Below are 22,757 nucleotides of genomic sequence, written 5' to 3'. Positions count from 1 at the left end.
CAGAATGAGTCCGCCCGGTAGGCGGAAAATCCGGCTACCGGGCGGCGCTGGGCAGGTCAGAGCCTGGCCATCAGTGGTCGCGCTTGACTTCCTTGAAGTCGGCGTCGACGACATTGTCGTCCACCGGCTTCGCGTTGTCCGCGGCCTGTTGCTGGCCCGCGGCCTGCTGCGCCTGCATGTCGGCGTACATCTTTTCGCCGAGCTTCTGCGAGGCGGTCGACAGCGCTTCCACCTTGGCGTCGATCGCGGCCTTGTCACCGTCCTTCAGCACGGCTTCCAGGTCCTTGATCGCGGCCTCGATGCTTTCCTTCTCGGCGGCCTCGAGCTTGTCGCCGTACTCGGTCAGCGACTTGCGGGTGGCGTGCACCAGCGCGTCGGCCTGGTTGCGCGATTGCGCCAGCTCGGCCACGCGGTGATCTTCCTCGGCATTGGCCTCGGCATCCTTGACCATGCGCTGGATCTCGTCTTCCGACAGGCCCGAGTTCGCCTTGATGGTGATCTTGTTTTCCTTGCCGGTGCCCTTGTCCTTGGCGGACACGTGCAGGATGCCGTTGGCGTCGATGTCGAACGTGACTTCGATCTGCGGCACGCCACGGGGCGACGGCGGAATGCCTTCGAGGTTGAACTCGCCCAGCGCCTTGTTGCCGGCGGCGATTTCGCGCTCGCCCTGGAACACCTTGATGGTCACGGCGGGCTGGTTGTCGTCGGCGGTCGAGAAGGTTTGCGAGAAGCGGGTCGGGATCGTCGTGTTCTTCTGGATCATCTTGGTCATCACGCCGCCCAGGGTTTCAATGCCCAGGGACAGGGGGGTGACGTCCAGCAGCAGCACGTCCTTGCGCTCGCCCGACAGCACGGAACCCTGGATGGCGGCGCCGGCGGCGACGGCCTCGTCGGGGTTCACGTCCTTGCGCGGATCCTTGCCGAAGAATTCCTTGACCTTCTCCTGCACCTTGGGCATGCGGGTCATGCCGCCGACCAGGATCACGTCGTCGATGTCCGAGACCTTGACGCCGGCGTCCTTGATGGCCACGCGGCAGGGCTCGATGGTGCGCTCGATCAGTTCCTCGACCAGCGCTTCCAGCTTGGCGCGCGTGATCTTCAGGTTCAGGTGCTTCGGACCCGAGGCGTCGGCCGTGATGTACGGCAGGTTGATCTCGGTCTGCTGCGCCGACGACAGTTCGATCTTGGCCTTTTCGGCGGCTTCCTTCAGGCGCTGCAGGGCCAGCACGTCCTTGGACAGATCAACGCCCTGTTCCTTCTTGAACTCGGAGATGATGTAGTCGATGATGCGCTGGTCGAAGTCTTCGCCGCCCAGGAAGGTGTCGCCGTTGGTCGACAGCACTTCGAACTGCTTCTCGCCATCCACGTCGGCGATTTCGATGATGGACACGTCGAACGTGCCGCCGCCCAGGTCATAGACGGCGATCTTGCGGTCGCCCTTCTCGTTCTTGTCCAGGCCGAAGGCCAGCGCGGCCGCGGTCGGCTCGTTGATGATGCGCTTGACTTCCAGGCCGGCGATGCGGCCGGCGTCCTTGGTGGCCTGACGCTGGCTGTCGTTGAAGTACGCGGGCACGGTGATGACGGCCTCGGTCACTTCCTCGCCCAGGTAGTCCTCGGCGGTCTTCTTCATCTTGCGCAGCACGTCGGCCGACACTTGGGGAGGCGCCATCTTGTTGCCGCGCACTTCCACCCAGGCGTCGCCGTTGTCGGCCTTGACGATCGCATAGGGCATCAGGTTGATGTCCTTCTGCACCGCCTTTTCGTCGAACTTGCGGCCGATCAGGCGCTTGACCGCGTACAGCGTGTTCTTGGGGTTGGTCACCGCCTGGCGCTTGGCCGGGGCGCCGACCAGGGTTTCGCCGTCGTCCATGTAGGCGACGATGGAAGGCGTGGTGCGGGCGCCTTCGGCGTTTTCGATGATCTTGACCTGCCCACCGTCCATGACAGCCACGCAGCTGTTGGTCGTGCCCAGGTCGATGCCGATGATTTTGCTCATGGTGGGTTTACCTTGAATGTATATCTATGAAAATAGAGAAAATTTACTGTCCCCGCATAACTGGGGCCGCCGGCAGGGTTTTTCAAGACGTCCCGGCGGAATTTTCCGGAGGCGGCTCACGCAGCCGGCGGATCGCCGCCGTGAACTGGGGCACGCCCGGCCAGCCGGTGATGCGTCCCAGCCGCTTGCCCGCCCGGTACAGCACGAAGGTGGGCACGCCATGCAGCGAAAAACGCCGGCCCAGCGGCTCGTCCGCGTAGACGTCGGCCTCGAACCAGCTCAGATCCAATTCCAGCAGCGCGTCCCGGTGCAACAGGGCGGTCTGCTTGAAGATATTGCAGTTGTAGCAGTCCTGCCCCCACAGGAACACGCAGCGCAGATCGTCGCCCGGCGCCTGGACCACGGCCGCGTCGAATCCGGCGGAATCGACGTGGCGCATGCCGAAGGCCTCGAAGAAGCTGGCCGGGTCGAAATGGGTCGCGCTCATGGCTGGGGGGCCGTCCGGTTTCAGCCCTGGCCGGCGGACACCACCACCAGCGCGGGCCGCAACGTGCGGTCGGCGATGGCGTAGCCCTTCTGCAGCAGCTGCAGCACGGTGTTGGCGGGCTGATCGGCCGGCACCGACGAAATCGCCTGGTGCAGGTGCGGATCGAACTTGTCGCCCTGGGCCGGCGCGATTTCCTTGAGCAGGTTGCGCTCGAAGGCGGCGGCCAGCTGCTTCAGGGTCACCTCCACGCCTTCGCGCAGGGTGTCCACGGTCTGCTCGGGCTGGGCCAGCGCGGCTTCCAGGCTGTCCTTGACCGGGACCAGGCTCTCGGCGAACGACTCGATGCCGAACTTGCGGGCCTTGGACACGTCTTCCTGGGCGCGGCGGCGCACGTTCTCGGCTTCCGCGCGCACGCGCAGCAGCTGGTCATGCTGTTCATTGACGGTGGCCTGGGCGGCGTCCAGCTGGGCGCGCAGCTCGTTCAGCTCGGCCAGCAGGTCGTCCTGGGCGGCGGGGGCCGCGTCGGCGGCGGCGCCGTGCTCGGGCGTCTGGTCTGCGGGCTCGTGGGGTGCCGTCATGGGGAATCCTCCAAAAAGAATGGCTTTCGCAGACATGAATGGGGGCCAATACCCCTATTTCAAGCCCGGGATAGCGAAATATTCCCCGGCGGCGGAACCTTTGCGGAAAATTGGGGTCGCCTTACTTTTTCCTGTGCGGCTGGGCAGGCGCGGCCGGGTCGCTGGCGGGAAAGCTGTCCTTCAGCGCCCGGTCGACCCGGGCCTCGTCCGTTTCCGGCTCGGGATGGACGGCGATGGGGTCGCTGGCGGGAAAGGTCTCGGCCAGCGCCTCGTCCAGCTCATGCTCGACCTGATCCTCGTCCACCGGGGTAGCTACCGTCCCCTTTTTCACGGTCTTGCCAGTCTTGGGATCATGATGCATGAGCCTGCTCCTTCAAGTCGGTGAGGACGCGCCCCACCCTTGCAGATGCCTGGCCGTCAAGCCTGCCAGGCCGGCGATCCAGGCAGGATCGTCGTTCAGGGCGGGAATGTAGCGGAACTGCTTGCCGCCGGCGCCGAGGAAGGCATGGCGGCACTCCTGGCTGATTTCCTCCAGGGTTTCCAGACAGTCTGCCACAAAACCGGGGCACACCACGTCCACGTCCGTCACGCCGGCGGCGGCCAGCATCTTGAGCGTGGGCTCGGTATAGGGCTCCAGCCAGCGGGCCGCGCCGAAGCGGCTCTGGAAGGTGACTTCGATCTGCTCGCGCGGCAGCGACAGGCGCTGCGACACGAGCCGCGCCGTTTCCATGCAGTCGCGGTAGTAGGGATCGCCCAGCTCGATCGAGTAGCGCGGCAGGCCGTGGAAGCTCATCACCAGCTTCTGCGGACGGCCATGCTCGCGCCAAAAGGCTTCGATGCTGCCGGCCAGCGCGTCCAGATAGAACGCATCTTCATGGAAGCGCTTGATGAAGCGCAGCTCGGGCTGGTCACGCAGGCGGCCGGCGTGGCGGGTCACGGCGTCCACCACCGTGGCGGTGGTGCTGGCGGCGTACTGCGGATAGAGCGGCACGGTCAGGATGCGCTCGCAGCCCTGCGCGCGCAGCCGGCTGATCGCGTCCGGGATCGACGGATTGCCGTAGCGCATGCCCAGCTCCACCGTCGCTTCCACGCCCGCCTCGCGCAACGCCGCGGCCACGCCCTCGGCCTGGCGGCGGCTGTAGACCATCAGCGGCGAGCCCTCCTGCAGCCAGATGCCGGCGTAACGCGGCGCCAGCTTCTTCGGACGCATGGTCAGCACCAGGCCGTGCAGTATCGGCTTCCACAGATAGCGTGGGATTTCGATCACGCGCGGGTCGGACAGGAATTCGCCCAGGTACTTGCGGATGTCCCGGGCCGTGGGCGTGTCCGGGGTGCCCAGGTTCACCAGCAGCACGCCGACCTTGCCTGGCGCGCGCGGCGGCGGATCCTCGTTGAAGGGATCGTCCTGCTCCGGCTCGGGCAGGTAGCGTTCAGGCCACAGGTACTTGAACAGGCGAAGAAACACAAAAACTCCCCTTCCTCCGCGAGGAGGATGCAGCTTTGACTGGGAACTACTGGTTGTGGCTGAGCGCGTTGGACAGGAGGCGCGCCGTGATGTCCACGATGGGAATGACGCGCTCGTAGGCCATGCGGGTCGGGCCGATCACGCCCAGGGTGCCGACCACCTTGCCGTCGACCCCGTAGGGCGCGGTGATGACGGACACCTCTTCCATCGGCACCAGCTGGGAATCGCCACCGATGTAGATCTGCACGCCCTGCGCGCGGCTGGACACGTCCAGCAGCTGCAGCAGGTCGGTCTTTTTCTCGAACAGCGCGAACATCTTGCGCAGCCGGTCCATGTCGGAGGCGATGTCGGTCACGTCCAGCAGCTTGCGTTCGCCGGAGATCACCACGGCGTCGCCGTCCTCGGCCGCCTCGGCGCTGGCCTCGACCGCGGCCTGCATAAGGCGCGAGATGTCCTCGCGCAGCTGGGCGAGTTCGGTGGACAGCGTGCGGCGCACGGCGTCGAAGGACTTGCCGGCGAAATGGACGTTGAAGAAATTGCCGGCCTCCAGCAGCTCGGACTCGGCGTAGTCGCGCTGCACGAACAGGATGCGGTTCTGCACGTCGCCGTCCGGCGTGACGATGATGAGCAGCACGCGCTTGTCGGACAGGCGGATGAATTCGATCTGGCGGAACACTTGGGCGCGCTTGGGCGTGAGCACCACGCCGGCGAACTGGGTCAGGTTGGACAGCAGCGCGGCGGCGGCGTTGACGGCCCGGGTGGGCTCGGCCGCCGACAGCATCTCGCCCATGTTGCGGGGCTCGAGCTGGTACGACTGCACCGCCAGCAGGGAATCGACGAACATGCGATAGCCGCGCGGCGTCGGCACGCGCCCAGCCGAGGTGTGGGGGCTGTGGATCAGGCCCAGCTCTTCGAGGTCCGCCATGACGTTGCGGATCGTGGCCGGGGAAAGATCGAAGACTTTGGATAGCGTCCGCGAACCCACGGGCTGTCCATCGGCGATATAGCGTTCGATCAACGCCTTCAGTAACGCGCGTGCACGGTCGTCCATGGCGGGTATTTTAGGGAATCTTTTCCAATTGAGGCGATTTTTGTCCCGCAAGCGTATATGCGGCCCCATATAATCGGCAAACTGGCCCATTCCGGGCAAGTGTCGCGTTTTCCAGCGTCGCCTTTTCTGATCCGCTCGCAGCCATGCACTTTCCCACCGTCGCCCTGATCGGCAGATACCAGGACACCGGCCTGGACGCACCGTTGCGGGCGCTCGCGCTCGCCCTCAGGCAGGCCGGTCGGCAGGTGCTGGTCGACGCCGACACGGCGCGCAACACCGGGCTCACAGAATTCCCCGCCGCCTCGCTCGAAGAGATCGGCCAGAACGCCTCGCTGGCGGTGGTCATGGGCGGCGACGGCACCGTGCTGGGCGCGGCGCGCCACCTGGCGCCTTTCGGCGTGCCGCTGGTCGGCATCAACCACGGACGCCTGGGCTTCATCACCGATATCCCGCTGCAGGACTCGCAGGCCGCGCTGGCGCGCGTGCTGGAAGGCAGCTTCCAGATCGAGGAACGCATGCTGCTCGAGGGCAGCGCCTGGCGCGGCGAACAGCAGCTGTATTCCGCCACCGCGCTGAACGACGTGGTGCTCAACCGCGCCGGCCGCGGCGGCATGATCGAAGTCCGCGTCGAACTCGACGGCGCCTTCATGTACACGCAGCGCGCCGACGGCCTGATCATCGCCACGCCCACCGGCTCGACCGCCTACGCGCTGTCGGCCAACGGCCCCATTCTGCATCCGGGCATGAACGCCATGGTGCTGGTCCCGGTGGCGCCGCAGACGCTGTCCAACCGTCCCATCGTCATTCCCGACAGCGGCGTGCTCAACATGACCCTGACCGCCATGGGGCGCGTGGGCGTGGGCGCCAGCGTGCACTTCGACATGCAGACCTGGTCCGACCTGCAGCCCGGCGACCGCATCGTGGTGCAGCGCTCGCGCCACAATGTCCGCTTCGTGCATCCCGAAGGCTACAGTTTCTTCTCCACCCTGCGCCGCAAGCTGCACTGGAACCTGATGCCGCAGGCCACCGACAACGTAGAGTAGTTAGCGCCCCCCCATGCTGCGCACCCTGCATATCCGCGACTTCGTCATCGTCGAACAGACCGAGATCCATTTTGGCCCGGGTTTCACCGTGTTTTCCGGCGAGACCGGAGCGGGCAAGTCCATCCTCGTCGACGCCCTGGCCCTGGCCCTGGGCGAGCGCGGCGACGCCAGCGTGCTGCGCGAGGGCGCGGCGCGCGCCGACATCTCCGCCGTCTTCGACACGCCCGCGGCGCTGCGCCCCTGGCTGGCCGAACGCGAATTCGACGCCGACGAAGAACTGGCCCTGCGCCGCGTGATCGACGCCCAGGGACGCAGCCGCGCCTACATCAACGGCACGCCCGCCACCGTCGCGCAACTGCGCGAGCTGGGCGACAGCCTGGTCGACATCCACGGCCAGCACGCCCACCAGAGCCTGATGCGCCCGGACGCGCAGCGCGACCTGCTGGACGCGCACGGCGGCCATGGCGAACTGCGCCAATCCGTGGGCCAGGCCTGGAAGCTCTGGCGCGCGCTGGCCCGCCAGCTCGAAGCCGCCGAGAAGGACGCCGCCGGCCTGGCCGCCGAACGCGAACGCCTGCAATGGCAGGTGGAAGAACTCGACCGCCTGGACCTGGGCCAGGACGAATGGGACGCGCTGCAGTCCGAACATACGCGGCTGTCGCACGCGCAGTCGCTGCTGGACGGCGCCGGCCAGATCCTGGAAGCGCTGGACGGCGACGGCGATTCGGCCCATCACCGGCTCAATGCGGCCGGCCAGCGGCTGCAGCACATGCTGCGCCACGATCCCGGCCTGCAGGGCGTGGTCGACGAGATCGAATCGGCCCGCATCGCCGTCAGCGAAGCCGTGTCCGACCTGAACAACTACGTCAGCCGTGTCGACCTGGATCCGCAGCGGCTGGCCGACGTCGAGGCCCGCCTGAGCGCGGTGTTCGAGACGGCGCGCAAGTTCCGCGTCGAGCCCGACGGGCTCTGCGGCCTGCGCGAAGACCTGCACACGCAGTTGTCGGCCCTGCAGGCCGCCGCCGACATCGACAGCCTGCGCGAGCAGACCCAGGCCGCCCAGTCGCGCTACGACGCCGCTGCCGCCAAGCTCGGCACGGCGCGGCGCAAGGTCGCCAAGGACCTCGGCAAGCTGGTCACCCAGGCCATGCAGACGCTGGCCATGCAGGGCGGCCGTTTCGAGCCGACGCTGTCCGCCGCGGCGCCGTCCGCGCACGGCAACGAACAGGTGGAATTCCTGGTGGCCGGCCATGCCGGCACCTCGCCGCGCCCCCTGGCCAAGGTGGCCTCGGGCGGCGAGCTGTCGCGCATCTCGCTGGCCCTGTCGGTCATCGCCAGCCGCGCGGCGCGCGTGCCCACGCTGATCTTCGACGAAGTCGACAGCGGCGTCGGCGGCGCGGTGGCGGAAGTGGTCGGCAAGCTGCTGCGCGAATTGGGCGAGCGGCATCAAGTGCTGTGCGTGACCCACCTGCCCCAGGTCGCCGCCTGCGCCAACAGCCAGTTCCTGGTCAGCAAGGCGGAATCGCGCGGCACCACCCGGTCCAGCATCGAGGCGCTGGACGACGCCGCCCGCGTCGAGGAAATCGCCCGCATGCTGGGCGGCATCAAGCTCACCGCCACCACCCGCGAACACGCGCGCGAAATGCTGGAAGGCGCCGTCCAGGCCACGCGCTGACCCGGACCTGCCGTCAAGCGCGCCTGGCGCTCGGCGCCTCGTGCTGACGATAAAAAAAGCCCCTTCCATTGGAAGGGGCTTTTGATTTCACCGATCCGCGACGAGCGCGGCGCGAATCGGGGGGAATCAGGCTTGCTGCGTCCGGGCGCGAAGCCCAAGCCCGGACACAGGGGGGGGTTCAGCGGCCTTTCAGGCAGCTGCCGCAGATGCCGTACAGCACCATGGCGTGGCTTTCCAGCGCGAAGCCGTTGTCCTTGGCGACCTTCTGCTGGCGCTTTTCGATGTCGGGATCCGAGAATTCCACGACCTTGCCGCAGTTGGTGCAGATCAGATGGTCGTGATGGTCGCCGTCGTTCAGCTCGAACACGGCCTTGCCGCTGTCGAACTGGCTGCGGGCCAGGATGCCGGCTTGCTCGAACTGGGTCAGCACGCGGTAGACGGTGGCCAGGCCGATCTCGACGTTCTCGCCGATCAGGGCGCGGTACACGTCTTCGGCGCTGAGGTGCCGTTGGTCGGATTTGCGAAAAATATCAAGAATCTTCAGGCGCGGGAACGTCGCCTTCAGCCCCATGTTTTTCAGTTCGCTTTGGTCGGTCATGGTGTAATCGCTCTCCGTCCGCGTTGGCATGGGCAAGGATCAGGGGAAAACCGCAAGCGGGCCGCCCGGAATTCATGCCGCCCCGCGGAACTATCCTTATGAAACCTTTATGATAACGGTTTTGTCTGCTTCCAAATAATAGGGGCGCGTAGTGTCCATGATTGCACGAATTCCCTCCCGTTCGCTGAAGACCGGCTTGGCCGTCGCCGCCCTGGCCTTCGCCCTCGCGGGCTGCTCGTCCGGCAAATGGGGTTTCCCGTACAAGGCGGGCGTCCAGCAGGGTAACTGGATCACCCAGGAACAGGTGGCCTTGCTGCAGCCCGGCATGTCCCGCGAGCAGGTGCGCTTCGCGCTGGGCAGCCCCACGCTGACCAGCGTGCTGCACGCCGACCGCTGGGACTACCCGTACTACTTCAAGCCCGGCTACGGCGACGCCCAGGAGCGCAAGTTCACGGTCTGGTTCGAGAACGACCGCCTGGTGCGCTGGGAAGGCGACAAGCAGCCCGAGCTGCAGCCCTACCAGATCAACACGCCCAGCGCCCAGGGTGACGAAAAGGCCGAGAAGCGTCTGAACGAAGACGAAGCCCGCCTGAAGGAAGAGCAGGACGCCAAGAAGCGCGACAGCGCGGCCCCCGTCGACCCCGCCACCCAATACCCCGGCCAGCCGGGCAACGCGCCCGAGCCGCTGCGCTGACACCAAGGAATTCCCACATGCGTATTGCAATCGCAGGCGCCAGCGGCCGCATGGGCCAGATGCTGATCGAAGCCGTGCTCGCCGCCGACGGCCTGGAACTGGCAGTGGCGCTGGACCGCAAGGACTCGGCCTCGCTGGGTCAGGACGCCGGCGCCCCGCTGGGCAAGCAGACCGGCGTCGCCATCACCGACAACCTGGACGCGCTATCCGGCGCCGACTGCCTGATCGACTTCACCCGCCCCGAGGGCACGCTGGAGCATCTGCAGGCCTGCGTGCGCCATGGCGTGAAGGCCGTCATCGGCACCACCGGCTTCGACGAGGCCGGCCGCGCCGCCATCGAGGTCGCCGCCCAGAAGACCGCCATCGTCTTCGCGCCCAACATGAGCGTGGGCGTGAACGCCACGCTCAAGCTGCTGGACATGGCCGCCCGCATCCTGAATTCGGGCTATGACGTCGAAGTGTTCGAAGCCCACCACCGCAACAAGGTCGACGCGCCCTCGGGCACCGCCCTGAAGATGGGCGAGACCATCGCCTCGGCCTGGGACGTGGCGCTGCCGGACGTCGCCACCTGGAGCCGCCACGGCGACACCGGTGTGCGCAAGCCCGGCACCATCGGCTTCTCGGTGCTGCGCGGCGGCGACATCGTGGGCGACCACACCGTGTCGTTCTGCGGCATCGGCGAACGCATCGAGATCACGCATCGTTCGTCCAGCCGCGTCACCTACGCGCAGGGCGCGCTGCGCGCCGCGCGCTTCCTCGAAGACAAGCACAACGGCCTGTACGACATGCAATCGGTGCTGGGTCTCTAAGCGGCCGTCCAGGCCGCCGCTGGCGGCGCGGCAGTGCCCGACCGGACAAGCCGGCGCATGAAAAAGGCTCCTTCGGGAGCCTTTTCCTTTTTGCAGGACCACCGCGCCGAATGCGCGGCTCAGACTCGTACCGGCTCGGGTTCCAGCGCCACGCCGTAGCGCGCGGCCACCGATTCCTGGATGGCACCGGCCAGCGCCATGATGTCGGCCGCGGTGGCCCCGCCCCGGTTCACCAGCACCAGCGCCTGACGGTCATGCACGCCGGCGGCGCCCAGACTGCGCCCCTTCCAGCCACACTGGTCGATCAACCAGCCGGCGGCCAGCTTGTAGCTGCCGTCGGGCTGCGCATAGGAAACCAGGCCGGGGAAACGCGCCAGCAGTTCATCGCGCCGCGTCGCGGACACGATGGGGTTCTTGAAGAAGCTGCCGGCGTTCCCGGTCACGGCCGGATCGGGCAGCTTGGCGCGGCGGATCTCGCAGACCGCGTCGAAGATATCCCTGGCCGTCGGCGACGCCGTCCGCGACAGATGTTCGTGGCGCTGCAGGTCCGGATACGCCAGCACCGGCCGCCACGGCCTGGGCAAGACGAAGCGCACGCTGACGATGACCCAGCGGCCCGGCGCGTCGTGCTTGAAACGGCTGTCCCGGTAGGAAAAACAGCAGTCCGCCGCGGACATCTCCACCATGCGCGCCTGTTGCACATCCCAGGCCGTCAGGCTGTGAAAGCGCTGGTCCAGCTCGACGCCATAGGCGCCGATGTTCTGCACCGGCGACGCCCCCACCGTACCCGGGATCAGCGCCAGGTTTTCCAGTCCGTCCCAGCCCTGCTCGACACAGGTCGACACGAAACCGTGCCAGTTCTCGCCGCCCGCCGCCTCGACCAGCCAGGCGTCGGGACGCGCTTCCAGCAGTCGGACGCCCTGGAAGCGCACCCGCGCCACCAGTCCCGGCACGGTCTCGGGCAGCACCACGTTGCTGCCGCCGCCCAGCACCAGCAGCGGCGCGCGCTCCCGCGCCAAGGCCGACAAGGCTGGCAATTGCGACGGCTGATCCAGCGTCACGCAGGCCCCGGCGCGGGACGCCAGGCCCAGGGTGTTGAGGCCGGAAAGATCCTGGGCGACCGGGAACAGCGTGGTTTTCGCGTCAGGCATGGCAGGGGAATTTGACATGGGTGCTGCGGGGTTGCTATAGTTTCTGTCTTCGCTCATATTACTTGATTGAGTTTTCCGGTTTTCCGCTCGTTGCAAGCCAATGGTCAACGAAAGGCAAACTTGGCAAACCCGGTGGAATAAAAACCCGCTGGCAAGACAAGCTCAAAAAAATCATGTAAGATGCGCGCCTTCTGATCGATAACCAAGTTGATCAGCGCGACAGCCGACAGGATCACATTCTTCGGCGCGCAATAAAAAATGCGGTTTCCGCAAGCAGCTGGCGCAAGCCAGCCGCCCAGAGGGAACCAATGCGGGAGTAGCTCAGTTGGTAGAGCGCAACCTTGCCAAGGTTGAGGTCGCGAGTTCGAGACTCGTTTCCCGCTCCAAATTCTGATCCGCAGGTTTTCATGCCTGTGGATATTGAGAAAGGGCCGAAAGGCCCTTTTTTCATTTCTGCCCCCCCTCTCCACGACACTGGTCGCCGTTCGGAGCCAAGCCTAGAATACAAAAAACAAAGGCTGGAATTTCCTGGGGGAACATGCCATGACCGTAATCAGCCTGTCGACTGATGTCATGCCGCCATCCGAACGCGCTGAATCCTGGCGAGACTTCATCTCCAGAACGATTCACAACGTCTCCGTCGAAAGGATATCGGCCAAGGACTTTTCCGCCAGGATCAGCGCCAGGCAACACGATGGCATCCGCTGCGCATCGTTCTGGACCAAGGCGCACGATGTCTGTGGCAAGCGTGAGACGCTGGGCAATGCCGGCGCCTCCGGCTATCTCGTCAGTTGGCAGATGGAAGGCACGGCGGAAATCACCCACGACGAACAACGCCGGATCCTGGTTCGTCCGGGGGATGTCACCATCATAGACAGCCGCCGCCCGATGAAAGTCTGCTTTCCTGGAAGCGTGCGCAGAATCGTCGCCAACCTGCCGGCGGCCGCGGTCGAAAAGTCACTGCCCGTCTTGCAGCACGTCCACAGCATGCCCCTTGCGCCCGCTGAACCGTTCGCCACCATCCTGCAGTCCTATCTGGTCGAATTGTCCACGGGAAACCATGCGCTGAAACTCGGCGATGGCGATCTGCTCGTGGAGAACATCTGCAATCTGCTGCGGGTGATCGCGCATCGCCAGGATGTCTACATGACGCCTCGCGAGCTTCAGCGCGCGGCGATTGCGCGGTTTGTTTCCCGTCACGCAAGCAACCCCGATCTCTCACTGGACGACGCCGCCGCCCACCTCAGGATGTCCAGTCGCTTGATCCAGAAAGTGCTGCATGAGCAGGACAGCAGTTTCTCGAACCTGCTGCAGCAGGAAAGGCTGGAACTGGCTCGAACACAACTCCTCGCCTGCCACGACCGGATATCCAGCATCGCCTACTCATGCGGCTTCAATGACATCTCCCATTTCAATCACGCCTTCAGGAAACGATTCGGCATGACGCCGTCCGACCTCCGTTCGGCCGAATCCGCCGATCGGCGCGACGCCTAGCGTTTCCCCTGCCCTGCAGCGCCTTTCAGGCGCGACTGCCTTTGAACACCTGCTCATGGAGCGCATGGCCCAGGGGATGGGAAAAATCAAGGAATGCATCCAGGATGTCGTAGTGATTCTTCCCCCGGACCTCCAGATAGGTCGCGTCATAGCTTCTGCCCTGGAGCGCCTGGGCGTAGTCCCTGGATTGGCGGATGTACTCGCCCGTTTCATGTTCCGCCACGGCGATCACATAGGGCACCCGCCGTCTTGGCGTGCGGAACATGCTCGAATTCCTCAAGGACTGGGCCTGATCCAGCCGCAGATATTGATTGAGGAAAGAAAGCCGCCTTGCCTCCTGGTCATAGATTCCGCTTAGCGACATGGCCGCCTTGATGACGTCATCCGGCGCGCCATGATCATCCCAGCAGGCTTCCAGCGCGCGCGCGACGATATGCGCGCCGGCGGAGTGGCCGGAGATCGTGATGGCATTGGGATCGCCTCCCATGACGCGGGCGTGCCGATAGACCCAGGCAATGCTGCGGCGGGTCTGCGCCACGATGTCGTCCAGACCTACCGCGGGACACAGGCCGTAGTTCGGGATGACAACGACCGCGCCCCGCTCGACCAGCGGCCTGGCCACGAAGCTGAAGTTGTACTTGTCCTGCGAGCGATAGCCCCCGCCATGGAAAAAGACATGGATGGGCGCGCCGCAAGACCTGGACTGAAAGAAGATGTCCAGCGTCTCGCCTTCCTCGCCGCCATAAGGGATATCCGGCGAGAACAGCAGGCTGGCCCTGGCCGCCGCGCTTCTGGCGTTGTAGTCGTCGAAGTACGGCCTGGTTTCGCCCACATGAGCCGCGGCGTTGTACTCGCGATCGAGCTCGGCCTGGTCAAGATTCCGATAGACATGTTGCCGCATCCCGCACCCCTTGAAGTTCATCGAGCGCCTACTGCGGCTCGATACCCGAAGACTTGATGAGCTCCCCCCAGCGGCGGGTGTCCGACGCGATGTCGGCCGCGAACGCCGCCGGCGCATTGGCCGCCGCGGAGATTCCCAACTTCTCGAACTGTGCCTGGACCTGGGGATCGTCAAGCGCCTGGGCCACCGCCGCCGCCAATTTCTCGCGAACGGCGAGCGGCGTTCCGGATGGCGCACCCAGGCCCCACCAATTCGATACGTTCAGGCCAGGCACGCCCGACTCCGCCGCCGACGGCGCATCGGGATAGCCCGGCAGCCGCGAGGGCCAGGCGGTGGTCAATACATGAATGCCCTTGATCCCGCCGGCCACCTGCTCCAGCCCGGCCGATACGCTGGCGAAATAGACCTGCACCTCGTTGGCAAGCAAGGCGCGCACCGACTCCGCGTTGCCCTTGTACGGCACGTGTTCCAGTTGCACGCCGGCCAGGCGCGCGAACAACAGCCCCGCCAGGTGGGGCGCCGTGCCCACTCCCGAAGAAGCATAGAAGAACGTGCCCGGCCGTTCCCTGGCCAGCGCGATGAAGGCCTGCACATCCTTGACCTGCACGGCGCCGCTTGCATACATGACGTACGGCGTTTCTATGACCTTGGACACCGGCGCCAGCGGCTTGATCGGCCTTTCGATCAAGGATCGATACACGAACTGGTTGATCGCGTAGTTGTTGACCGCGGCCATCAGCAGCGTATGGCCGTCAGGCGCGGCGTTGGCGACGAAATTCGTGCCGATGTTCCCGCCCGCGCCCGGACGATTCTCAATGATGATCTTTCCCTTCAGCGCCTGCTCCATTCCTGGCGCGATCAGCCTCACGACCATGTCTCCGGTGCTGCCCGCCGCGTAGGGCACGACGATATGAATGGGCTGGGACGGATACGCGCTGTCGGCCGCCAGGGCGGTGGTGGACAGCATCGCGGCGATGCAGAAGATGACTCGACCGATGATGGACCTGGACATGGCGTCCCCCTTGGAATATGGCGCGCAGTGCGCTGTGCCGGGAAACCTTACCGCAGCCAGGAAACCGCGCTTGGTCTGCCGCGCATCTTGAATGGTCTCAAGCGCCCGGCGCTGCCGATGGGGCGGCGCGGTCGCCCCGGCACGGCCCGGAAAGGCAAGCCCGGCGCGCAGACATCGCGCTGGCACAAGCTATCTGCGCTTCGCGCCAAGACTTGTTTCAAGGCCGGCCTTCAGAATCATTCCATCGAAGACCATACCGTCGCGGACATGAAGACCAGCCTGACAGATGAGCAGCTCGCCGATCCCGCGATCGCGGAGGCGGACAGGATCCTGAATACGTGCCAGCACTTCGGCTTTTGCACGGCGGGATGCCCCACTTATGTGCTGCTGCACGACGAGAACGATGGCCCGCGCGGACGCATCGATCTGATCAAGGAAATGCTGGAAAGCCAGCGAGCGCCAACGCCGCAGACCGTTGCGCACATAGACCGATGTCTTTCCTGCATGTCGTGCATGACCACTTGCGCGGTCAAAGTCGACTACATGCACCTGGTCGACACGGCGCGCGCGCACATAGAGGAGAACTACCGGCGTCCTCCCGCGCAACGCATCGCCCGGGGCTTGCTCGGCCGTGTATTGCCGCGCCCCGCGTTGTTCCGGATGGCGCTGGCCCTGGGCCGCCTGGCCAGGCCCTTTTCGGCGGCGCTACCATCCTCCCTGCGCAGCGCATTGCGCCTTATTCCCGAACGACGCCGGGCAGGCCCCCGCCAATACCGCTACCCCGCCTGCGGCGAACGGAAGTGGCGCGTCGCCTTGCTGGCGGGTTGCGTGCAGCCCGTGCTCTCGCCGCACATCAACGACGCGACGATACGTCTGTTGACGCGCCTGGGTTGCGAAGTGGTCGTGCCAGCCTCGGCGGCCTGCTGCGGCTCGTTGAATCTGCACATGGGCAACCGCAAGCAGGCCCGCGAATTCGCCAAGGCCAACGTGCGGGCCTGGATCGCGGAAATCGACGGCGAGGGCGTGGACGCCATCCTGGTCAATGCATCGGGCTGCGGAACAACCGTCAAGGACTACGTCCATCTGTTGCAGGACAGTGACCTCGCCGTCGCGGCCGCGTGTGTATCCGCGCTGGCGCTCGACATCACCGAATGGCTGATGCGCATGAATCCACCCGACCCGCCCTCTCCCCGGCGGCACCGGGTTGCCTACCATGATGCGTGTTCCCTGCGTAACGCGCAGAAGGTCACGGACCCGCCGCGCGCACTGCTGCGCAAGGCAGGCTACATCGTGCAGGACATACCGGAAGCGCACTTCTGCTGCGGTTCCGCGGGCACCTACAACCTGCTGCAGCCCGACCTTGCCCGGCGGCTGGGACAACGGAAAGCGATGAACATCGCGAGCCTGGCGCCACAGATCATCGCCGCGGGCAATATCGGATGCATCACGCAAATCGGCCAGTACAGCGATGCGCCCATCGTACACACCGTCGAGCTGCTCGATTGGGCCTACGGCGGCAGGCGGCCGTCAGCGCTGGAGGACATCGCGCTCGAAGAACTGCCCGCGCCGGCCGCGACCGAGGACAGCGCTCCCGGGACGCAGGCCTCGGCCGTCGTCAGGCTGCACAAGAAGACCATGCCCGACGGCGACGACGTCGGGATCTGGTGATCCACGCCTATCCACAGGAGACATCATGAACGAGGGAATGCAGGGCTTCCTGCACGAAGTCGCCGCCAGCATCGGCGAACAATGGGTGGACACGCGGCGGGAAACGCTCGCCCGCTACGGCGAACACACCTTGCCGGCGCCGGTCCGGGAACCATCGGCCGTGCTGTTCCCGGCGTCAACGGAACACGTGCGCGCCATCGTCCTGGCGGCCAATCGGTGGCGCGTCGAGCTCTACCCCATCAGCACGGGCAACAACATCGGGCTGGGCTCCCGGGCGCCGACCAGCGCCGGCCAGGTGGTGGTGGATCTGGGCTACCGCATGAACCGCATCCTCCAGGTCAACGAGGAAACGTGCTACGCCGAGCTCGAGCCGGGCGTCAGCTTTCAGATGCTCCATGATGAACTCGCGCGGCGCGGCAACAAGCTGATGGTCTCCGCGACCTCCGGCCCGCCGCATGGCGGCATCATCGGCAACGCGCTGGACCGAGGGGCCGGCTACGGCCCCTACTTCGACCACTTCGGCATGCTCTGCGGGATGGAGATCGTCCTGGGCAACGGCGACGTCATCCGCACCGGCGACGGCGGTCTCGACACCGAGGATCCGATCAACTGGCACGTCTCGCGGTTCTCATCGGGGCCGGCGCTGGACGGGCTGTTCGCGCAGTCCAATTTCGGCATCGTGACGCGCGTGGGCATCTGGCTCATGCCCCGGCCGCCCGTCTCGCGCTCCTTTCACTTCGTCTTTCCGGACGACGAGGACATAGAACAGATCATCGATCTCTGCCGTCCCCTGAAGCTCTCCAATTTCGTGCCGAGCCTGTTCCGCGTGGCGAATGATCTGTACGCGCTGGCGCCAGAGGAACGCAACCCCGAATACATGGCCGGATCGAAGGATGGCATCTCGGACGCGGGCCGCGCCGCGCTGCAGCGCAAGCATGGGCTGGGCGCCTGGCAGGTGTCCGGCATGTTCTATGGCCCGTCCGACGCCGCGCTGGAGCCGCAGATCCAGCGCGTGCGGGCGCATTTCGAGCGCAGCGGCAAGGCCCGCTACATCAGCCATGAGGAGGCGCAGGGCATGGCGCCGCTGCGCGTGGCGATCGATTCCATGGACGGCCGCCCCAGCGCCAACGAATTGGGCATGCTGCAGTGGCGGCCCGGCAGCGGCAACTCATGGTTCCTGCCCGGCACGCCCATGGTGGGCAAACAGGCGCTGGCGCTCGATCGTCTCGGGCGCGCCATTTTCGCCAAGCACGGGATGGACTACATCGTGATGCACGTCGCGTCCGCGCGATTCGCGCGGGGCCTGCATGTCCTAGTCTGGAACAAGGACGACAAGAACGAAAACGCGCGGGCCGATGCCTGCTATCGGGAGTTGGCCGCAACATTCGCCAGGCACGGCGTCGGCGTTGGCCGCGCCCCGGCGGACTACCACGACCTGCACATGCGGCAAATGATCCCGGAACTGCGCGACGCCTGCGCCGCCATCAAGAAGGCGCTTGATCCCAACGGCGTCATCAGCCCCGGCAAGTACGGGATTCCCACGGAGAAATGATGATGGCGCATGACGACAACTGGCTGGGTCCGAAAACAGGCTCGCGCATGGTGGTCGCCGGAGGCTGCGGCGGCATCGGACGCGAACTCGTCGCCCAGGCGCTGGCCCATGGCGTGCACGTCACGGTGCTGGACCTGCCCAAGGCCATCCGCCCCGACTGCCGCCTTGCCGGCGCCCGATACATCGGCTTTGACGCGCTTGAAGAGCAGTCCATCATCGAGGCGGTCGGACAAATCCGGAGCGCCTGGCGCAACGTCGATGCGTTCGTGTTCCTTTGCGGCTATCCGATACTGCCGCGCCGTCCCCTGGCCGAGGTCGCGCTGTCGGCATGGAATGACCTGATGTCGGTGAACCTGACATCCGCGCATATCCTGGTACGCGAACTGCTGCCGCTGCTGCGGGCCAGCGAAACACCCTCGATAACGACCGTGGCATCGAGCCTGGGCTACCAGGTCATGCCGGGCATGGGCGCCTACGCCGCGTCCAAGGGCGCCCTGGTCAGCCTGACCAAGGCATTCGCCATGGAGCTGGCTCCTCAGGTGCGCGCCAATGTGGTGGCGCCCGGCGCCGTCGAAACGGCCTTTCTGGGGGGAGGCACCGGACGCGAGGACATCGTGAGCGACCGAGGCTGGTTCGACCAGCTGAGCGACAAATATGTATCCTCCATACCGCTGGGCCGCGTTGCCAGCCCCGCCGACATCGTCGGGCCCATCCTGTTTCTTTCCGGACCGGGTGCCGGCTACATCACGGGGCAGGTCCTGCATCTGAACGGCGGCAGGTTGACCCCTTGAAGGTTGAAGATGGCTATGCGGCAACTCGAGCATCAGTATTTGACAGGACAACTGCGGGATACCTTTCCCGGGCTGTTCGCTGCGTTCGAACGCGCCAACGCCAGGATCCTGTCCGATCTGGACTGGCAATTGAACGTGCCATACGGCCGGGATCCCCGCGAAACGTTCGACCTGTGCAGGGCGCCGGCCCGGGCGCTGGGGACCGTGCTGTTCTTGCATGGCGGATACTGGCAGTCGCGCGACAAGTCGCAGTTTCGCTTCATGGCGGGAGCATGGGCCAAAGCCGGCTTCAATGTCGCCCTGGCAGGGTATCGCCTGTGCCCTGACATCTCCGTGCGCGATCTCACCGAGAGCATCCAGGCAGTGCCATCGGCCGTCGTCCACGCCTTGGAGGCCACGCAACGGAACCTGCCCATCATTCTTGCGGGCCACTCGGCGGGCGCGCATCTGGCCATTGAACTGGCGCTGGCATGGAAGACACGCAACCCGGCAACGGCAACGCTCGCCGGGGTCGTGGCCATCAGCGGCATATACGATCTGACGCCACTGGTGTCGACGACGCTGAACGATCGCCTGCGCCTTGATCTTTCCCAGGCCAGGCAGTGCTCGCCCATATTCCGGGTGCAAGGCGGAATATCCCCCGCGGCATTCCTGGTCGGCGGCGCGGAAACCCCGGCCTTCCTGCGGCAAAGCCGGGAAATGGCGGAACGCTGGGCCGCGCATGGCAATCCCGCCACTTACCAGGCGCTTTACGGGCAGGATCACTTCAGCGTGCTCGCGATGCTGACCGCAGACCATGGCCCGCTCGCGGAGCAGGCGCTCGCGTTCATCTCGCGGCCCGGCTAGCGGCGCGGGCCACCCGGACATGGGCGTGCCAACTGCGCAACCGCCACGGCCAGCCCTGGTCCGCTACTGCCGCAGCAACTCTCCAATTTCGCGCGCCGCGCGGCGCAACACCGGCAGCACCTCGCGCACCCTTGCGTCGGTCATGCGGCCGTGCGTGGTCGCCACGGTCACGGCCGCCAGCAGCAGGCCGCTGTCGCTATGCACCGGCAGGCCGACCGCGCTGATGCCCGGAACCGCGCGATTGGCGATCAGCGCGTAGCCGACCTTGGCGGCCTGCGCGCAATGCGTCCGCACGTCGCGCGCGTCCAGGTCGCCGTAGGCGCCCAGGCGCGGCGCGATGGCATCAATGATCCCATCCTGCTCCGCCGGCGTCAGGTTGGCCAGCAGCGCCAGGCCGCCGGCGCTCACGCCCAGGGGCTGGCGGCTGCCCATCGGCAGGGCCGGCGTCTGGATCGGATAGCCGCCCTGGACGCGGTTGATGCATACCGCATCGTTGCCGCTGCGCACGAACAGGAAGCTGGTATCGCCAGTCTCGACGGCCAGGCGTGTCAGGGCGGACATGCTCAGGTCGCGCAGGTTGAACCGGTGCGCGGCGGCCAGGCCCAGTTCGAAAACCAGCGCGCCGAGCCGATAGCGGCGCGTCGCCGTATCCTGCACCGCCATGCCTTGCGCGACCAGCGCCCTGAGCAGGCGATGCATGGTCGGCCGCGCCAGGCCGGCGGCGCTGGCCAGATCGACCAGCCTCATGCCGGCGTCGGCCTCGCGCGCCAACAACTTCAACACCTGAATGGCCCGGGTGATGCCCTGGGCGCCGTTCACGGTTTCTGTGGCTAGGCTCATCGTCAGTCCAATTGATGGAATTTAATTTATTTCACTTGGTGGGCATGTATTTGGCAACCTAGCATGTCTTCGCGATGTATCCGGGTCAAACCATTCCAACATCTTTTCCATTATTTGGAATAGTTGACCCACTGCAATGATTCCTTGCTGGAGCGAAGCCGATGCAGCCGTCCCCTCCCCCCTGGTCCGCACGCGACCGCGTGCCCTACGAACCGATCACCCGCCGCGCGCCCTTCACGCTGCCGGGCAATGCCCGCGTCGCCGTATGGACCATCGTCAACGTGGAAAACTGGCAGCCGGGGCTGGCGATGCCCCGCGCGGTGCTGCCGCCGCCCATGGGCCAGCCGCTGCTGCCCGACATCCCCAACTGGTGCTGGCATGAATACGGCATGCGCGTCGGCTTCTGGCGCTTCCTGGATGTGCTGAACGCGCGCCGGCTCAAGGCCACGCTCGCAGTGAACGGCACGGCTTGCCAGCTGTACGCCCCGGCCTGCCAGGCCGCGCTCGACGCAGGCTGGGAATTCATGGGCCACGGACATGTGCAGCAGCCCATGCATCGCGTGGCCGACCAGGCCACGGCGATCCGCGACACCATCGCCGCCATCAAGGCCTTCACCGGCCGCGCGCCACGCGGCTGGGAAAGCCCCGGCCTGACGGAAACCGACGACACCATCGACCTGCTGGCCGAGGCGGGCATCGAGTACGTGGCCGACTGGGTGCTGGACGACCAGCCCGTGCCCATCAGGACGCGCTCGGGCGATATCCTGTCGGTGCCCTATACCGTGGAACTCAACGATGTGGTGATATCGGCCGTGCAATTGCACGGCTCCGATGAACTGCTGCGGCGTGGCCGCGACCAGTTCGACCAGCTGTACCGCGAGGGGGCCGACATTCCCCGCGTGATGGCCATTTCCATCCACCCCTATCTCACCGGCACGCCGCACCGGATCCGCTATCTGGCGGAACTCTACGACCACATCCTGTCGCATCCCGACGTGCTGATGTGCACGGGCGAGGAGATCCTCGACATCTACCGCGCGCAATCGCAAGGAAAGCAGCCATGAACGGCGTGCCCGGCCTGAACCCGCCCCGCATCCTGCTGCTTGGCACCGGCGGCACCATCGCGATGGCCTCGGATGCTGGCGACGCCATCAAGCCCGCCCTGCAGGCCGACGAGCTGGTCCGCGCCGTCCCGGCGCTGGAGCGGATCGCCGCCCTGGAAACCGTCGCCTACTCGAACAAGCCGGGCGCCACGCTGACGCTGCGTGATCTCGCCAGCCTGTCCGACGTGATCGCGGACGGCTTCGACCGCGGCTGCCAGGGCGCCGTCGTGGTGCAGGGCACGGACACCATCGAGGAAACCGCTTTCGCCCTGGAGCTGCTGGCGCAGAGCGCGCTGCCCGTGGTCGTGACGGGCGCAATGCGCGGCGCCCAGGCGCCGGGCGCGGACGGTCCGGCCAACCTGCTCGCGGCCGTGACCGTGGCCGCCTCGCCGGACGCGGCCGGACTCGGCACGCTGGTGGTCCTGGGCGACGAGGCGCATGCCGCGCGGCACGTGCAGAAGACCCACACCACCCTGCCGTCGGCCTTCCGCTCGCCCGGCGCGGGACCGCTGGGCACGATCCAGGAAGGCCAGTTCCGCCTGTTCGGCTGGCAGGCGCCGCTGCCGGCCGTGCGCGTCGAGGCCGCGCAACTGGACGAGACCCCGGTCGCCCTGCTGCGCATCGGGCTGGACGACGACGGGCGCATGCTGCGCGCGCTGCCGCAACTGGGCTACCAGGGCGCGGTCATCGAAGCCATGGGCGCCGGCCACGTGCCGGCATGGCTGGCGCCGGACATCGGCGAACTGGCGGCGCGGATGCCGGTCGTGCTGAGCACGCGCGTGGCGGCGGGTCCGGTGCTGCGCATCACTTACGGCTTCCCCGGGTCCGAGAGCGACCTGCTGGCGCGCGGCGCCATCCACGGCGGCAGCCTGGGCGGACTCAAGGCCCGGCTGCTGTTGCGCCTGCTGCTGGCGGCCGGCTATCAGGGCGCCTCGCTGCGCGCCGAGTTTGCCTGCCGCAGCCTGGCCGACGCCTGAGCGCGGCCACGTCATCCCCATCAACG

At 66.3% G+C, this 22,757-nt stretch carries 22 protein-coding genes and 1 tRNA gene; 12 read left to right on the top strand and 11 right to left on the bottom strand.

Annotation, left to right across the window (positions count from 1 at the left end; all coding sequences use genetic code 11):
* Window positions 1–70: 70 nt before the first annotated feature.
* From dnaK to hrcA, 6 genes are all read right to left on the bottom strand, one after another.
* On the bottom strand, window positions 71–1,996 hold the full coding sequence (dnaK, locus tag AC6LJ9_RS00775) for a molecular chaperone DnaK (RefSeq protein WP_498146117.1): 1,926 nt from the start codon (window positions 1,994–1,996) through the stop codon (window positions 71–73).
* An 82-nt stretch (window positions 1,997–2,078) separates the two neighbouring features.
* Entirely contained in the window at window positions 2,079–2,483 is a 405-nt protein-coding gene (locus AC6LJ9_RS00770) for a thioredoxin family protein (RefSeq protein ID WP_498146116.1), read from the bottom strand.
* 20 nt (window positions 2,484–2,503) lie between these two features.
* Window positions 2,504–3,061 (bottom strand): nucleotide exchange factor GrpE, encoded by a 558-nt coding sequence (gene grpE, locus AC6LJ9_RS00765; RefSeq protein WP_103272860.1) that lies wholly within the window; start codon window positions 3,059–3,061, stop codon window positions 2,504–2,506.
* A gap of 121 nt (window positions 3,062–3,182) precedes the next feature.
* The gene (locus AC6LJ9_RS00760; protein WP_103272859.1) at window positions 3,183–3,422 is read right to left on the bottom strand and encodes a hypothetical protein; all 240 of its coding nucleotides are present in this window, start codon (window positions 3,420–3,422) and stop codon (window positions 3,183–3,185) included.
* Window positions 3,423–3,434: 12 nt separating this feature from the next.
* Window positions 3,435–4,526, bottom strand: coding sequence for a ferrochelatase (gene hemH / locus AC6LJ9_RS00755; RefSeq protein WP_498146115.1), 1,092 nt, complete (start codon window positions 4,524–4,526; stop codon window positions 3,435–3,437).
* 46 nt (window positions 4,527–4,572) lie between these two features.
* Window positions 4,573–5,577: a heat-inducible transcriptional repressor HrcA gene (gene hrcA, locus AC6LJ9_RS00750; protein ID WP_212315884.1), complete on the bottom strand. Its 1,005-nt coding sequence runs from the start codon at window positions 5,575–5,577 to the stop codon at window positions 4,573–4,575.
* 143 nt (window positions 5,578–5,720) lie between these two features.
* On the opposite strand from hrcA, the gene AC6LJ9_RS00745 reads away from it, so the two are divergent.
* Both AC6LJ9_RS00745 and recN read left to right on the top strand, forming a co-directional pair.
* Window positions 5,721–6,620: an NAD kinase gene (locus tag AC6LJ9_RS00745; RefSeq protein WP_212315892.1), complete on the top strand. Its 900-nt coding sequence runs from the start codon at window positions 5,721–5,723 to the stop codon at window positions 6,618–6,620.
* Window positions 6,621–6,633: 13 nt separating this feature from the next.
* Window positions 6,634–8,295 carry a DNA repair protein RecN gene (gene recN / locus AC6LJ9_RS00740; protein ID WP_498146114.1) on the top strand — a complete coding sequence of 554 codons (1,662 nt, stop codon included), beginning with the start codon at window positions 6,634–6,636 and terminating at the stop codon, window positions 8,293–8,295.
* A gap of 178 nt (window positions 8,296–8,473) precedes the next feature.
* Here recN and fur read toward each other — a convergent pair whose 3' ends face one another.
* The gene (fur, locus tag AC6LJ9_RS00735; RefSeq protein ID WP_103272854.1) at window positions 8,474–8,893 is read right to left on the bottom strand and encodes a ferric iron uptake transcriptional regulator; all 420 of its coding nucleotides are present in this window, start codon (window positions 8,891–8,893) and stop codon (window positions 8,474–8,476) included.
* 157 nt (window positions 8,894–9,050) lie between these two features.
* Here fur and AC6LJ9_RS00730 point away from each other — a divergent pair, with 157 nt between their 5' ends.
* Together AC6LJ9_RS00730 and dapB are read left to right on the top strand one after the other, a co-directional pair.
* Window positions 9,051–9,587: an outer membrane protein assembly factor BamE gene (locus tag AC6LJ9_RS00730; protein ID WP_103272853.1), complete on the top strand. Its 537-nt coding sequence runs from the start codon at window positions 9,051–9,053 to the stop codon at window positions 9,585–9,587.
* A 17-nt stretch (window positions 9,588–9,604) separates the two neighbouring features.
* Window positions 9,605–10,396, top strand: coding sequence for a 4-hydroxy-tetrahydrodipicolinate reductase (gene dapB, locus AC6LJ9_RS00725; RefSeq protein WP_212315896.1), 792 nt, complete (start codon window positions 9,605–9,607; stop codon window positions 10,394–10,396).
* Window positions 10,397–10,515: 119 nt separating this feature from the next.
* On the opposite strand, the gene murB is transcribed toward dapB, so the two are convergent.
* On the bottom strand, window positions 10,516–11,565 hold the full coding sequence (gene murB / locus AC6LJ9_RS00720; protein ID WP_498146113.1) for a UDP-N-acetylmuramate dehydrogenase: 1,050 nt from the start codon (window positions 11,563–11,565) through the stop codon (window positions 10,516–10,518).
* 292 nt (window positions 11,566–11,857) lie between these two features.
* On the opposite strand from murB, the gene AC6LJ9_RS00715 reads away from it, so the two are divergent.
* Window positions 11,858–11,933 (top strand) — tRNA-Gly (locus tag AC6LJ9_RS00715).
* A gap of 157 nt (window positions 11,934–12,090) precedes the next feature.
* Window positions 12,091–13,041 (top strand): helix-turn-helix domain-containing protein, encoded by a 951-nt coding sequence (locus tag AC6LJ9_RS00710; RefSeq protein WP_498146112.1) that lies wholly within the window; start codon window positions 12,091–12,093, stop codon window positions 13,039–13,041.
* A 25-nt stretch (window positions 13,042–13,066) separates the two neighbouring features.
* Here the strand turns inward: AC6LJ9_RS00710 and AC6LJ9_RS00705 are convergent, their stop codons facing one another.
* Window positions 13,067–13,963 (bottom strand): alpha/beta hydrolase, encoded by an 897-nt coding sequence (locus tag AC6LJ9_RS00705; protein WP_498146111.1) that lies wholly within the window; start codon window positions 13,961–13,963, stop codon window positions 13,067–13,069.
* 7 nt (window positions 13,964–13,970) lie between these two features.
* The gene (locus AC6LJ9_RS00700) at window positions 13,971–14,954 is read right to left on the bottom strand and encodes a Bug family tripartite tricarboxylate transporter substrate binding protein (protein WP_498146110.1); all 984 of its coding nucleotides are present in this window, start codon (window positions 14,952–14,954) and stop codon (window positions 13,971–13,973) included.
* Between the two features lie 87 nt (window positions 14,955–15,041).
* Here AC6LJ9_RS00700 and glcF point away from each other — a divergent pair, with 87 nt between their 5' ends.
* From glcF to AC6LJ9_RS00680, 4 genes are read left to right on the top strand one after another with little or no spacing between them, the layout of a single operon-like run.
* Window positions 15,042–16,622 carry a glycolate oxidase subunit GlcF gene (gene glcF / locus AC6LJ9_RS00695; protein WP_498146109.1) on the top strand — a complete coding sequence of 527 codons (1,581 nt, stop codon included), beginning with the start codon at window positions 15,042–15,044 and terminating at the stop codon, window positions 16,620–16,622.
* Between the two features lie 25 nt (window positions 16,623–16,647).
* Window positions 16,648–18,174 (top strand): FAD-binding oxidoreductase, encoded by a 1,527-nt coding sequence (locus AC6LJ9_RS00690; protein ID WP_498146108.1) that lies wholly within the window; start codon window positions 16,648–16,650, stop codon window positions 18,172–18,174.
* The gene (locus AC6LJ9_RS00685) at window positions 18,171–18,965 is read left to right on the top strand and encodes an SDR family NAD(P)-dependent oxidoreductase (protein WP_498146107.1); all 795 of its coding nucleotides are present in this window, start codon (window positions 18,171–18,173) and stop codon (window positions 18,963–18,965) included. The genes AC6LJ9_RS00690 and AC6LJ9_RS00685 overlap by 4 nt, the downstream gene beginning before the upstream one ends.
* Window positions 18,966–18,980: 15 nt before the next feature.
* A complete protein-coding gene (locus tag AC6LJ9_RS00680; protein WP_498146106.1) occupies window positions 18,981–19,811 on the top strand; it encodes an alpha/beta hydrolase in 831 nt (276 codons plus the stop codon).
* A 63-nt stretch (window positions 19,812–19,874) separates the two neighbouring features.
* Here the strand turns inward: AC6LJ9_RS00680 and AC6LJ9_RS00675 are convergent, their stop codons facing one another.
* Window positions 19,875–20,651 (bottom strand): IclR family transcriptional regulator, encoded by a 777-nt coding sequence (locus AC6LJ9_RS00675; RefSeq protein WP_498146105.1) that lies wholly within the window; start codon window positions 20,649–20,651, stop codon window positions 19,875–19,877.
* Window positions 20,652–20,812: 161 nt separating this feature from the next.
* Here AC6LJ9_RS00675 and AC6LJ9_RS00670 point away from each other — a divergent pair, with 161 nt between their 5' ends.
* Both AC6LJ9_RS00670 and AC6LJ9_RS00665 read left to right on the top strand, forming a co-directional pair.
* Entirely contained in the window at window positions 20,813–21,715 is a 903-nt protein-coding gene (locus AC6LJ9_RS00670; protein WP_498146104.1) for a polysaccharide deacetylase family protein, read from the top strand.
* Entirely contained in the window at window positions 21,712–22,731 is a 1,020-nt protein-coding gene (locus AC6LJ9_RS00665) for an asparaginase (protein ID WP_498146103.1), read from the top strand. The genes AC6LJ9_RS00670 and AC6LJ9_RS00665 overlap by 4 nt, the downstream gene beginning before the upstream one ends.
* Window positions 22,732–22,757: the final 26 nt, after the last annotated feature.

Source organism: Achromobacter sp. 1011811831 (assembly GCF_059760905.1).
Note: the sequence above shows the minus strand (reverse complement) of the source record. Positions and strands in the feature narration are given on the sequence as shown.